Annotated in this window: 13 protein-coding genes; 8 read left to right on the plus strand and 5 right to left on the minus strand. The window is 33.9% G+C overall.

What is annotated here, in order from left to right; all coding sequences use genetic code 11:
* A partial coding sequence (locus AC4MRQ_RS21210) for a homoserine dehydrogenase (protein ID WP_491199727.1) occupies positions 1-969 on the plus strand: 969 nt, incomplete at its 5' end.
* A 528-nt stretch (positions 970-1,497) separates the two neighbouring features.
* Here the strand turns inward: AC4MRQ_RS21210 and AC4MRQ_RS21215 are convergent.
* Both AC4MRQ_RS21215 and hemW read right to left on the minus strand, forming a co-directional pair.
* Complete coding sequence (locus AC4MRQ_RS21215; RefSeq protein ID WP_491199728.1) at positions 1,498-2,355, minus strand: cation diffusion facilitator family transporter; 858 nt, start codon at positions 2,353-2,355, stop codon at positions 1,498-1,500.
* 44 nt (positions 2,356-2,399) lie between these two features.
* The gene (gene hemW / locus AC4MRQ_RS21220) at positions 2,400-3,533 is read right to left on the minus strand and encodes a radical SAM family heme chaperone HemW (protein WP_491199729.1); all 1,134 of its coding nucleotides are present in this window, start codon (positions 3,531-3,533) and stop codon (positions 2,400-2,402) included.
* A gap of 105 nt (positions 3,534-3,638) precedes the next feature.
* On the opposite strand from hemW, the gene AC4MRQ_RS21225 reads away from it, so the two are divergent.
* Entirely contained in the window at positions 3,639-4,061 is a 423-nt protein-coding gene (locus tag AC4MRQ_RS21225) for a VanZ family protein (RefSeq protein ID WP_491199730.1), read from the plus strand.
* Here the strand turns inward: AC4MRQ_RS21225 and AC4MRQ_RS21230 are convergent.
* The 3 genes from AC4MRQ_RS21230 to rpiB are packed head-to-tail and all read right to left on the minus strand — an operon-like array spanning position 4,051 to position 6,359.
* The gene (locus AC4MRQ_RS21230) at positions 4,051-4,494 is read right to left on the minus strand and encodes an RrF2 family transcriptional regulator (protein WP_491199731.1); all 444 of its coding nucleotides are present in this window, start codon (positions 4,492-4,494) and stop codon (positions 4,051-4,053) included. The genes AC4MRQ_RS21225 and AC4MRQ_RS21230 overlap by 11 nt on opposite strands.
* 45 nt (positions 4,495-4,539) lie before the next feature.
* A complete protein-coding gene (locus AC4MRQ_RS21235) occupies positions 4,540-5,910 on the minus strand; it encodes a lactate utilization protein B (protein ID WP_491199732.1) in 1,371 nt (456 codons plus the stop codon).
* Positions 5,911-5,921: 11 nt separating this feature from the next.
* Entirely contained in the window at positions 5,922-6,359 is a 438-nt protein-coding gene (rpiB, locus tag AC4MRQ_RS21240; protein WP_491199733.1) for a ribose 5-phosphate isomerase B, read from the minus strand.
* A 458-nt stretch (positions 6,360-6,817) separates the two neighbouring features.
* Here rpiB and nadA point away from each other — a divergent pair, with 458 nt between their 5' ends.
* From nadA to AC4MRQ_RS21270, 6 genes are read left to right on the plus strand one after another with little or no spacing between them, the layout of a single operon-like run.
* A complete protein-coding gene (gene nadA / locus AC4MRQ_RS21245; protein ID WP_491199734.1) occupies positions 6,818-7,813 on the plus strand; it encodes a quinolinate synthase NadA in 996 nt (331 codons plus the stop codon).
* A 21-nt stretch (positions 7,814-7,834) separates the two neighbouring features.
* On the plus strand, positions 7,835-8,224 hold the full coding sequence (locus AC4MRQ_RS21250) for a response regulator (RefSeq protein ID WP_491199735.1): 390 nt from the start codon (positions 7,835-7,837) through the stop codon (positions 8,222-8,224).
* Positions 8,225-8,231: 7 nt separating this feature from the next.
* Positions 8,232-9,245, plus strand: a complete 1,014-nt coding sequence (gene ruvB, locus AC4MRQ_RS21255; RefSeq protein WP_491199736.1) for a Holliday junction branch migration DNA helicase RuvB — start codon at positions 8,232-8,234, stop codon at positions 9,243-9,245.
* Positions 9,246-9,249: 4 nt separating this feature from the next.
* Positions 9,250-10,710 carry a lipopolysaccharide biosynthesis protein gene (locus AC4MRQ_RS21260; protein ID WP_491199737.1) on the plus strand — a complete coding sequence of 487 codons (1,461 nt, stop codon included), beginning with the start codon at positions 9,250-9,252 and terminating at the stop codon, positions 10,708-10,710.
* The gene (gene dut / locus AC4MRQ_RS21265) at positions 10,707-11,144 is read left to right on the plus strand and encodes a dUTP diphosphatase (protein ID WP_491199738.1); all 438 of its coding nucleotides are present in this window, start codon (positions 10,707-10,709) and stop codon (positions 11,142-11,144) included. The genes AC4MRQ_RS21260 and dut overlap by 4 nt, the downstream gene beginning before the upstream one ends.
* A gap of 33 nt (positions 11,145-11,177) precedes the next feature.
* Positions 11,178-12,923 carry a tetratricopeptide repeat protein gene (locus tag AC4MRQ_RS21270; RefSeq protein ID WP_491199739.1) on the plus strand — a complete coding sequence of 582 codons (1,746 nt, stop codon included), beginning with the start codon at positions 11,178-11,180 and terminating at the stop codon, positions 12,921-12,923.
* Positions 12,924-13,010 lie beyond the last annotated feature (87 nt).

Consider the following 13,010-nt stretch of genomic DNA (forward strand, 5'->3'; position numbering starts at 1 on the left):
GCTTATCAGATCGTTAAAAAAGCCCTCCAAAAAGGTAAACATGTCGTATCGGCCAATAAAAAAATGCTGGCCGAAAATATGGCTGAAATGATTCAACTTCAAAAAGAAAATAAAGTTTCTTTATTATACGAAGCATCAGCATGTGGCAGTATTCCTGTAATTCGCAACCTGGAAGAATATTACGACAATGATCTTCTTCTTTCGGTTACAGGTATACTAAATGGCTCATCAAATTACATATTGTCTAAAATATTTGACCATAACCAATCCTACGATACAGCTTTAAAAGATGCCCAGGATCTTGGATTTGCAGAGAGTGATCCAACCTTTGATGTTGAAGGATTTGATTCACTTTATAAGCTTATTATTTTAACCCTACACAGCTTTGGTTCGGTTATCGATCCAAATGATGTGTTAACTTACGGGATATCAAACATTTCTGACTTTGATATTCAATATGCCAGAGAAAAACGTTATAAAATCAAACTGGTAGGTCAGGTTGAAAGACTGGAAGGTAATAACATCACCTTATTTGTTCTTCCTCGTTTTGTTCGAAGAGACAAGTATATCTACAGTGTGGAGGATGAATTTAACGGCGTAGTAATCAAAGGAAAAGCCTACGACAAACAGTTTATGTTTGGAAAAGGAGCAGGAGCACATCCAACAGGATCTGCAGTTCTTTCAGATATTACCGCATTAGCGCATAATTATGCCTATGAGTATAAAAAAATGAACTATGCCGATGACTTTAATTACTCAAAAGAACACCAGGTTGAGCTATACTTAAGATACTCAGATGAAAGCATACTGGAGAAATTTAATTTCGATTCGATCACAGAAGAATATAACGGACCGGAATACAACTATAAAATCGGATTTATCAAACTGGCCGAACTTTTAAAAATTAAAGATCAGCTGCGCGGTTTGGATATTTTTATGGCAATTACCGGTAAGTCATTAAATTATTGATTACCCAAAAACTGATATCAACTTATAAACAAACGAATCAATGTGCGAATAAACTTGTATGTTGGTTCGTTTTTTTATTTTACGATTCATTGTAAAGTCATAGGTTCCTATTTTAAAATCTCTTCTAACCACAATAACTTCATTCGGAACCAACAAAAAATGATTCAGAACCTTAGGAAAGTGACAAAGGACCACTTGCTTTTCATTCGGAACCGGTAGAAAATGATTTAGGACCATTTATTTTTCATTCAGGACCATAGGAAAGTGACAGAGGACCGCTTACTTTTCATTCGGGACCGTAGAAAATGATTCAGAACCACAAGTTTTTGATTTGTAACCGGTGACTTGTCGTTTTTTAGTGGTACTCAACTATTTTTTATCGGAATATAGTAATTGAAAGACAGTACTATTTAAAGAATGACAGGTCTCAAAGAATCGTTGGTGGTACTGATTATAAATCGGACTGAATCAAGAAGTCTACATAGGTGATGGTTTATTGTTTAATATTTAGTAGGAATAAAAAACAAGTTAAACCTCCAATGAATCTATATGCACAGTAGCCTGAATTTTGGTTCGTTTTTTTATTAATACCTCATAAGCCGTAGCAATCTCATGTGCTTTGTGAATAGTAAAATCAGCCGGCAAACGAATATGAAATGTCATTTCTGTATGATTCCCATATTGATGTACTAAAAAATGATGCGGGTATAATTCAAAATCAGTCACTTCCTTAGCCAGTTGGATAATATCATTCCTCAAATCATCGTCAATACCTTCTCCTAATAAATGGCTGATATTTTCTTTTAAAATGGAGTAAGTGGTATAAAATAACAGAAGTGAAACAAGTATTCCTAAAACACCATCAATCCACCAATAATATTGTCCGAAGAAAATTCCAACCAGAATAACCAGTGAAGAGATTGCATCTGAGCGGTGATGCCAGCCATCTGCAATCATCGATTTTGAATTGGTTCGTTTTCCAATTATTATGGAGTATTGCGCCATAAACTCCTTTACAACTAAAGAAATAATGGTTACAACAATAGCCAAAGTTCCATACTCAAATTCACTTTGACTACGAAGTCTTAGAATCGATTCTTTCAGAAAACTAAAGCCGATAATAGCCAACAACATTCCTACAACAATGGATGCAATTACCTCGGCACGACCATGACCAAATGGATGTTCTCTGTCTGCTGGTTTTGCAGAAATTTTCAATCCAATCAGCACTGCAACAGAGGATATACTATCACTCAATGTGTGCCAGGCATCGGCTATAATAGCTACAGAAGAACTAACTACACCAGCCCAAAGTTTTATTACAAATAGAAAAATATTTAAGAAAATGGAACCATAGGTAGCTAAAATTCCAGTTTTATTTTCCATACAAAATCAATTTAACGATTAAGACAAATTACTATGAGCTTTGTTTAGTTATCCTCAATAAAAAAGAACTCAGAAATAATTCGATCTGTAATCATTTTACTTTCGTCACTAACCTTACAATAACCGTCTATAACAACCACAGTCCCTAATTTCTTTTGATGGTCAAGCTCTTTGTTGAAAAATTGAATAATTTGACTATCGAATTGATCAATCAGGGAGAGTTGAAGTCCTTTCTGTGTGCGTAAACCAAGCATTATTAATTCATTGTATCGATCAATGGGGGTAAGCACTTCAGTTTCAAAATATAATTCGTTTTTATCTATTGTATTAATGTATTTCTTTACATCCCTAACATTCCACCTTCTGTTAGTACCATTAAATGAGTGAGCTGAAGGCCCTAAACCAAGGTACTTTTTGCCATTCCAATAATTACTGTTGTGAATTGATTCTAAGCCAGGCAACGAAAAGTTGGAAATTTCATAATGCTCAAAACCAGCCTTAACCAATTCCTCAGTTAAGTAATTAAATTGTTGCACACTCGTCTCTTCCGGTATTTCAACCAGTTTTCCTTTTTTTAGATAATCATAGTATAAAGTCCCTTTTTCGAAAGTCAAATGATAGGCTGAAATATGTTGCACATCACTAGTTATAGCCAACTTAACATTAGATTTCCATTCATCGAATGACATGTATGGCAAACCATAAATTAGATCAATACTCATATTAGAAATACCATTGTTTTTTGCCACTTCAATTGCTTGCCGGGCTTGGTGGGCATTATGGCGACGATTCATTTTTCGCAGATGCTCATCAAAAAAGCTTTGTATACCCATACTTAACCGATTGACTCCCAAACTTACAATATCTTGTATATATGAATCTGAAACATCGTCTGGATTAACCTCCAATGTAAATTCCTTAACATCAGCAATTGAAGTATATCCAGATATTTTGTTTATAATAACTTCCAACTCCTCTGGCGTGAGGGTAGAAGGCGTGCCACCTCCAAAATAGATGGTTTGAATAACTTCCGTTTGTAAAAAAGAAGCGTTATTATCTATTTCTTTACAAAGAGCTTTAATATATTCGTCTTTGAATTGTTGATCAGTAGTTTTGTAAAAATCACAATATGAACATCGTGTATAACAAAACGGAACATGTATATAAATGCCTGCCATTACTAGGATTGTTTCACGTGAAACACTGAAAAACAGTGCTTTATTAACGAGTTATCAACAGTTTTTAAACATTAAAACAATAGTTTTCAACAAACAAACTTCAAAATGTATTATTTCAAAAAATACCATAAAACACTCTGTATAATTTTAGCAATTACCATCTTAAGTTTGATTAATACTAGTAAAATCACCCCTAATAACTTTTCTACAATACCACATTTCGATAAAATTGTTCATTTCCTAATGTACTTTACACTTGCATTCGTATTTATGTTTGAATATTACATCCATCATCATAAAACAATCAGTAACATTTCTAAAATTCTGATACTGCCTTTAATTTATGGTGGGATAATGGAACTATTACAATTAATTCTTACAACTTATAGAAGCGGAAATTGGTGGGATATGATTGCCAATACAAGTGGTATTATTGCAGCATTTTTTGCTGTTAAAATATTAAGGAATAACATCTTTATAAAGAAATGGATGCTATTCCCTTTAAAACAACCAATGTTTAAAGCTTAATGTAATCGGATTTTTCTTCCATGTTTGAAAGAATTTTCGCGATTGTTTCATTCGAGAAGAAATCAAACATTTGCTTGCGGATGGCACTATATTGATCATGTACCGGACAAGCGTAACCTTCCTGGCTATTGCTTTTACATGAGTGCATACCAATCAGACAATTAGTAAATACATCACTGCCATCGATAATTGAAACAATATCGTACAAAGTAATTTCTTCTGCCGGACGACCGATACTAAATCCACCATGAGGCCCCTTTGTGCTTTTAAGTAATTTTTGTTTAGCCAGACTTTGAAGAATTTTACCCAGAAAAGGTGTTGGAATATCTAAATCTTTTGAAATCTGTTTAATGCCGATTTTTTTTCCATCTTCATCATTAACAGCCAAGTAAATAACAGCCCGGATGGCATATTTGCAAGTGTTTGATAACATTTTATTTGAGTTTGTGGCTAAGGTAAGAAAATCATTAAAAAACCTTTATCTCTTTTTATGCTTTTTCCATTGTTGATTAAAAGTTTTTCCACTGAAAGCGGATAACTCTTTATTGTACCCTATAAAACGTTTTTGAAATAAACGTGAAGCAAGATTTTTAAACCCTCCGTTAAACAAATTCATTAACCAACGCGCTGAAAGTGTTTTATACATTGCTTTATTCACTAAACCATCAACAGTTGATTGCAATTTAATGGTACTTTGTCGGTTGTAAAGCAACAACTCCGTTAATGGGATTTGAACAGGACAAACTTCTACGCACTTTCCGCAAAGGGAAGAAGCAAAACTAAGATGATTATACTTACCAAAATCTTTAAAGTGTGGAGAAATTACAGAACCAATAGGTCCGCTATAGGTCGTATTATATGTATAACCTCCAATGTTCTTATAAACCGGACAAGCATTAAGACATGCACCACAACGGATACATTTTAACGAAGTCTGAACTTTTTTATTCTGATAAATGTGAGAGCGCTTATTATCTAATAGAAAAATAAGCATCCGCTCAGGGCCATCAATCTCTGCAGCCCTTTTTGGTCCAAAAAATAAGTTGCTATAAACCGTCAATTGCTGTCCGGTGCCATGTGCAGCTAATAGCGGCCAGAAAAGAGGTAAGTCAGTTATGGAAGGAATTACTTTCTCAATACCAGCAATTACAATATGTGTTTTCGGATAAGATGCAGACAATAAAGCATTCCCTTCATTTTCTGTTACTGCAACAGCTCCCTCTTTAGCACACAAAAAGTTGGCTCCCGTAATACCTACATCAGCATCAATAAACTTTTTCCTTAAGAGCTTTCTCACAAAGCCTGTTAGTTCTTCTGCACTTAAAGTTTTATCCGTTGAAAAGTGATGGTTGAAAAGATCAGCTATATCCTGTTTTGATTTATGCATCGCCGGCGTAACAATGTGATAAGGTTTTTCACCGGCAGTTTGAACAATAAATTCTCCTAAGTCAGTTTCAATAGATTCAATACCTTGTACTTCAAGATGGTGATTGAGTTCTATCTCCTCAGTTACCATCGATTTGCTTTTCACAAGCATTTTAACCTGCTCAGCTTGCAATACCTCCGATAGTTGCTCAATTAACTGATGCTGATCCTCAGCCCAAAAAACTTCGACACCATTTTTTTTAGCATTAAGTTCAAACTCTTCTAAAAGGTAAGGTAGTCGGCTCAGTACATCATCCTTAATATCTGATGCATGACTTTTGGCAAGCTCTATATTTTTATATCGTGTTTTACCAGTTTTAACAGCTGCATCATATTTCGACATATTAAATTGAATAATACGCCGATGATTTAAATCTGCTGCAACACGCCCTGACTCCTTTTTAAAAGTTTGAACTTTGCTCAATTCCTGACGTTTTAAACAGGTATTTTATCGATACGCTTCTGATGCCTGCCGCCTTCAAACAAGGTATTAACAAATTTATCAACAATGTTGACAGCCTCTTCAATTGATACATAACGACCTGGAACAGTGCATATATTCGCATCATTATGAAGACGGGCCATTTCTGAGATTTCAACATTCCAACATAAGGCTGCGCGTATTCCCTGGTGCTTGTTAACAGTCATGTTAATTCCATTGCCGCTACCACATACAGCAATACCAATTTCATATTCCTTTTTCTCAACAGCACTGGCCATTGGGTGTGCATAATCTGCATAATCCGTACTGTCTTCTGAATCAGTACCAAAGTCTTTTACTTCGATACCCTTTGCAATTAAAAATTGTTTAATTGCTTCTTTTGCAGGATAACCTGCATGATCTGCTGCTAATGCTATAGATTTGAAAATCATGAACTTTTTTTTACAAAGATAGCGATGCTTTATTCATTTAAAAACATGTTAAAAAACCTGTTGCCTAATGTTAAAAAGATGTGAACTGAATTGAATTAGTTTTTATAAAATTGAGTTGATTTTTATTGAAATTATTTCAATACAGATATGTCATTCAAATATCGATGTTGGTAAGCAATTTATTTTAATACGACTTTTGAACCGTTTTTAACTTCCCTTTAAACATTAACAAACAAAGAATTTATTAAATTTGAAGCCTATTAACACGTTGTTGATATAGTTTAAAAACTAATTAATATCAATAAATTAACAGATTTTAAACATGTTAATAAGCAGTTAGTATTTGTTTCTCTAAATATGATAACATTGTATCCTACGATTAATAAAGAAAAATGCTAACCTTGCTAACAGGATATCATTATTACTATATTTTTTAAATTTCTTTCTATTATATAAATATGAATATAAAGGATAGTTGGTTGAAAAGAGGATATGTGGACGAACCGGTTCCAACTAATATCGATATCAAAAGCGAAATCGTTCGCTTTAAGGAGGAGAAGAATGCCATTATAATGGCGCATTTCTATCAAAAGAACGAGATACAGGACATTGCAGACTTTGTTGGGGATAGTTTAGCATTGGCACAAAAAGCGGCTAAAACAGACGCTAAAATCATTGTTTTGGCAGGAGTTCATTTTATGGGTGAAACTGCTAAAATTTTATCACCTGATAAATTGGTTTTAGTACCAGATTTAAATGCCGGATGTAGCTTAGCTGACAGCTGTCCACCTGATGAATTCAAAAAGTTTGTGGATGAACATCCTGATCATACTGTATTAACCTATGTTAATACAACTGCCAAAATAAAAGCTTTGTCTGATATTGTAGTTACATCTACTAATGCCAAAACTATTGTTGATAGTTTACCAAAAGAAGAAAAGATCATTTTTGGGCCCGATCGGAATCTTGGTAATTATCTGAATAGTATTACCGGGCGGGATATGGTTTTATGGGATGGTGCATGTCATGTGCATGAAAAATTTTCTGTAGAAAAGATTGTTGAGCTAAAAAAGGAAAATCCGGATGCCTTAGTATTGGCTCACCCTGAATGTAAAAAACCTTTATTGCTTTTAGCTGATTTTGTTGGAAGTACGGCAGCGTTACTAAAACATTCAACTCAAAGCGATAATAAAAAATTTATTGTGGCGACTGAATCAGGTATTATTCACCAGATGCAAAAGTCTAATCCTGAAAAAGTTTTTATTCCAGCACCGCCTAATGATTCGACATGTGCTTGTAATGATTGTGAATATATGAAGCTTAATTCCCTTGAAAAGCTATATAATTCCCTTAAGTTTGAATGGCCATCGATCGATGTTATTGAAGATATCAGGTCGGAAGCTGTTAAACCTATTAATCGAATGCTGGACATTTCAAAAAAAGCCGGCTTATAAAATATACATTAACCAATCCTGATGGAAAAACTTGAGCATCCTGTATCAGTATTACTTGTAGAAGATAATGTTCTGAATCAAAAACTTATCTTTCTGAATTTATCCAAATACGGATTTAAAATAGATATTGCCAATCATGGAAAAGAGGCTTTGGAAAAGTTGGAGTTTGGACAATATGATTTAATCTTAATGGATTTGATGATGCCTATTATGGATGGCTTGGAAACAACGGTGGCAATCAGAGATAAGGAAAAAATCAGTGGAGAACATATGCCAATTGTTGGGTTAACAGCTAATACCTATGACGCTGACAGGGAAAAATGTTTGTCATATGGTATGGATGAGTATATGACTAAGCCATTCGATTTACATGAGTTCTTTGGTAATTTGAGAAAACTGGATATAATTTGATTGTATTATGAGTTTCGACATAAGGGGGAATGGTGATACCGAAAAAGAACTTGATAGAGCGTTAAGACCTCTTTCATTCGGTGATTTTAAAGGACAGGATAAAATTGTCGAAAATCTTGAAATATTCGTTCAGGCCGCTAAAATGCGCGGTGAAGCACTTGACCACGTGCTTTTACATGGTCCTCCCGGATTGGGAAAAACAACATTATCAAATATAATTGCTAATCAATTAGGTGTTGGATTTAAACTTACCAGTGGCCCTGTATTGGATAAACCAGGAGATTTAGCAGGAATATTAACAAGCCTGGAAGAAAACGATGTTTTATTTATTGATGAAATTCATCGTCTTAGCCCTGTCATTGAAGAATATTTGTACAGTGCAATGGAGGATTTTCGTATTGACATTGTTATTGATAAAGGACCTGGAGCTCGAAGTATTCAAATTGATTTAAATCCTTTTACATTGATTGGTGCTACGACCAGAAGTGGTTTATTGACCGCTCCTCTAAGAGCCCGTTTTGGTATCAATAGTCATTTAGAATACTACAATGCTCAAACCATTGCTGGTATTATTGAGCGTTCAGCCGATATTTTGGAGGTACGGATTCATGAAAATGCAGCCAATGAAATTGCCAGACGAAGTAGAGGTACACCTCGTATTGCAAATGCGTTATTGCGTCGGGTGCGTGATTTTGCGCAAGTAAAAGGTAATGGTATCATTGATGTTGATATTAGTCGTTTGGCTTTAAATGCCTTAAATATTGATACTTATGGTTTGGATACAATGGATCACAAAATTTTACTGACTCTAATAGATAAGTTTAACGGTGGACCTGTAGGTGTCAGTACTATTGCAACTGCAGTAGGTGAAGATGGTGGTACAATAGAGGAAGTGTATGAACCTTTCCTGATTATGGAAGGTTTCCTAAAAAGGACTCCTAGAGGACGTATGGCCACTGCACATGCCTATACACATCTGGGTAAAGAAAATAATTTAAATCAAGGAACCCTATTTTCTTAGTATTTTGAGCAAGATAAAGAAGCTAGCCGGTGAAACGATAATTTACGGTACCAGTACTATCATTAGCCGGTTATTAAACTGGCTGTTAATGCCATTCTATATCCGTATAATGGATCAGGCGGAGGTTGGTGGAGTTTTCAATATCTACAGTTACATTGCTGTTGTGTTGGTTATTTTAACATTCGGATTTGAAACAGGTTATTTCAGATATATCAATAAGGAAAATCGTCAGGCCCTATTAAAAAATCTGGGGAGCGTAATTTTATTAGTTTCAATTCTTTTTTGTGCACTCGTTTATTTATTTAAGGAAAATATTGAGTTCTATCTTGGAAATGAATATTTAGTGGCTGATTACTTTGTAATTGGAGCATTGATTGTTGCAATGGATGCAATTACAAGCATTCCGTTTGCTGATTTAAGGATGGGAAATAGAACTGTAAAATATGCTGTTTTAAAGTTTCTATCAGTTGTTCTGAATATCGTTTTTCTTACTTTTTTCCTTGTTTTGTGCCCTTATCTTATAAATAATGGGTACGAATCAGTATCGATGATTTATAATCCAAATATCAAGCCCTATTACGTTTTTGTTGCTAATTTACTTAGTTCGGTTATTATTGGATTGTATCTGGTTCCAAAAATATTTACATCATCAGCTAGGCTTAGTTTTAACTCTATTAAGCCAATCATCAAGTATTCTTATCCAATTATGATTGTTGGATTATTTGGAATGCTAATTCAAAACATTGATAAAATATTGATGCCTCACCTGCTTAGTGAAAATGCGATGGAATCTTTAGCAATTTATGGAGCTAATTATAAAATTGGCATTTTAATGGCGATATTTATACAGTCCTATCGTCTGGCTTTTGAACCTTTCTTTTTTAAAGAGGGAAAGCAAAATGCATCTAAAGAATTATACGCTAAAGTTTTAAAGTATTTTGTTTTATTCGGTCTTATAATTTATATCGGTGTTTTAGTGTTTATCGATGTTATTAATCTTATTCTATTGCCTGAATATATAGAAGGGAATAAGATAATTCCATACATACTATTAGGTCAGTTATTTTTTGGTATATATTATTCTTTATCCCTTTGGTATAAGTTGACTGACCGAACGAGTTATGGTGCTGTAATAAGTGGTATTGGCGCAATACTTGCAATTGTTGGTAATTTAATTTTGGTTCCCAAGCTTGGATATATTGGTGCTTCAATCACATCTTTCGGATGTTTCTTTTTGATGACAGTAATATCTTATTTTCTTGGTCAAAGATTTTACCCTATTGCTTATCCAATTGTAAGACTGACTATTCATATTGTTATTGCTATTACAGTCGTATATTTCAGTCAGTATTTGTACTCAGATAATCAATTGTTTCATTTCGTAATCAAAGGCACTATATTTGTTAGCTATTTTGGCTTTCTTTATATAATTGAAAGAAAGGATTTAATTAAAATTTTAACATGACAAAAGTTCAAATCATTAATAAAGGTAAACATCAATTACCAGCTTATAGTACAGAGCACTCAGCGGGAATGGATCTTCGTGCAAATATTGATGGACCTGTTTTGCTGAAACCATTACAGCGTGTATTAATTCCAACCGGATTATTTATACAATTACCAGAAGGACATGAAGCACAAATACGTCCAAGAAGTGGTTTAGCTGCTAAATTTGGTGTTACTGTTCTGAATACGCCTGGAACCATTGATGCTGATTATCGTGGTGAAATTAAGGTTATACTTGTTAATTTATCCAATGATGATTTCACTATTAACGATGGTGAGCGAATTTGTCAAATGGTTATTGCGAGGTATTCGAAGGTTGATCTTCAAGAGGTCGAAGTGCTTGAAGATTCTGTTCGGGGAAGTGGTGGCTTTGGTCATACAGGAACAAACTAAACCATTTCTAATTGTTGCATATAAAGTTCTAAAATGAAGTTACGTCAACTAGTTATATTTGTTGTAGTTATTAGTCTTTCAGGCTGTAATACTTTAAAGAAAACCTCTTCACCGGAAATTAGTAAAGAGCAAATTAAAAAGGTTCAACTTACTGATTTACAAAAACGAAAGTTTGATTATTTTTTCTACGAAGCGAGTCGTGAAAAAATGAAGGGTAATCTCGAAAAATCGGCCATGTACCTTAGTGAATGTCTAAAAATTGATGCTACAAGTAGTGCTACAATGTACGAGTTGGCAAATATTTTAGTTGCCGGAAAAGAAATTGTAAAAGCGCAAGGTTTATTGGAAAGAGCAATAACAATTGAGCCTGACAATATCTGGTATAAGTTAATGCTTGCTGAGTTATATCAGCAGAATAAACTTGGATTTCAAGCTATACAGTTATATGAAAGTATTGTTAAGACTCATCCTGATAATGATGAATATTTGTATGGACTGGCGCAGCTATATCAAAGAAATGGTGAAAGTGATAAGGCTTTGGCCACCTATGATAAATTAGAAAAGCGTATTGGGTTAAATGAGGTTATTATTCTTGAAAAGGAGAAAATTTTACTTGAATTGGGTAAAAATAAATCTGCCCTAAATGAATTAACAAAACTGACAAACAAGTATCCTGAAGAAGCTCGTTACTATGGATTAATTGCTGATTACTACCAGTATTTGAAAGAAACAGACAAGGCCAAAGAATATTATAACATCGTTCTTGAAAAGGATCCTGGTAATGTGATGGCGTTTTTTAGTTTAGGAAACCTTGCCTATCAGCAAAATGATACTACTGAATTCCTTAATTATTATTTAAGAGCATTAGAATCCAAAAAAACGCCGTTTGAGTTGAAGTTTCAAAAGGTGCTTCCATTCCTAATGGATGGTCAAAACATTGATAAAAATAAGGGATTTGTATCTAAGTTTTTTGAAACACTTATTGAGACACATTCTTATGAGGCAATGGCTTATGTCTATCAAGGTAATTTTTATAGAGCTTTGAATGATAATGCGAAGGCTTTGGAAGCATATAAAAATGCCGTATCGATAGAACATTCCAATGAACTGATATGGCAAGATTATTTATTACTAATGATCGATACCCAGGATTTTTCTAAAATTTACGGAAATGCTAAGGTAGCAATCAATAATTTTCCAGATAATGCGTTCTTCTATTTACTTGCCGGAAGTTCAGCAGGACAGTTAAAGGATAATGAGGAGGCTATTCGATTACTTGAAACGGGCTTAACAAAGGTAAAAGATAATAAAGCCTTAGAAGCTCAGTTATATGCTAATATTGGTGATATTGCGTACGACCAGAAGGATGTTGAGAAAGCTTTTGAATCGTATGAAAAGTCGCTTAAAATTGATGAACTGAATATAGTAGTGCTTAATAACTATAGCTATTACTTGACTCTTGAGAACCGGGATTTGGACAAGGCTGAAAGAATGAGTAGTAAATGTATTGAAATGGAGCCTGGTAATTCAACATATTTGGATACATATGCTTGGGTATTGTTCAAGCGAGAAAGGTATTTTGAAGCTAAGTACATTATTGAACGTGCTATAGATAATGGAGGTGATAAAAGTGAAGTTATTATTGAGCATTATGGTGATATACTTTACAAAAATGGAGACGTTGATAAGGCAATGGAACAGTGGAAAAAATCTTTAGAATTAGGTAATGAAAGTGAATTATTAAAGAGAAAAATTGAATCAAAAACATATATAGACTAGTGAATATATTGCGTTATCTCATTGTTTTTCTTGTAATTAGTTTGTTATACTCGTGTAAGAGTAGGCAGGTATTTTATAATAGCAAAG

The organism is Carboxylicivirga sp. (assembly GCF_982718395.1).

Coding starts and splice junctions, on each gene's coding strand:
- AC4MRQ_RS21270 (WP_491199739.1), top strand. CDS start 11,178: ATGAAGTTACGTCAACTAGTTATATTTGTTGTAGTTATTAGTCTTTCA.
- rpiB (WP_491199733.1), bottom strand. CDS start 6,359: ATGATTTTCAAATCTATAGCATTAGCAGCAGATCATGCAGGTTATCCT.
- AC4MRQ_RS21215 (WP_491199728.1), bottom strand. CDS start 2,355: ATGGAAAATAAAACTGGAATTTTAGCTACCTATGGTTCCATTTTCTTA.
- nadA (WP_491199734.1), top strand. CDS start 6,818: ATGAATATAAAGGATAGTTGGTTGAAAAGAGGATATGTGGACGAACCG.
- AC4MRQ_RS21230 (WP_491199731.1), bottom strand. CDS start 4,494: ATGTTATCAAACACTTGCAAATATGCCATCCGGGCTGTTATTTACTTG.
- AC4MRQ_RS21225 (WP_491199730.1), top strand. CDS start 3,639: ATGTATTATTTCAAAAAATACCATAAAACACTCTGTATAATTTTAGCA.
- dut (WP_491199738.1), top strand. CDS start 10,707: ATGACAAAAGTTCAAATCATTAATAAAGGTAAACATCAATTACCAGCT.
- AC4MRQ_RS21250 (WP_491199735.1), top strand. CDS start 7,835: ATGGAAAAACTTGAGCATCCTGTATCAGTATTACTTGTAGAAGATAAT.
- ruvB (WP_491199736.1), top strand. CDS start 8,232: ATGAGTTTCGACATAAGGGGGAATGGTGATACCGAAAAAGAACTTGAT.
- hemW (WP_491199729.1), bottom strand. CDS start 3,533: ATGGCAGGCATTTATATACATGTTCCGTTTTGTTATACACGATGTTCA.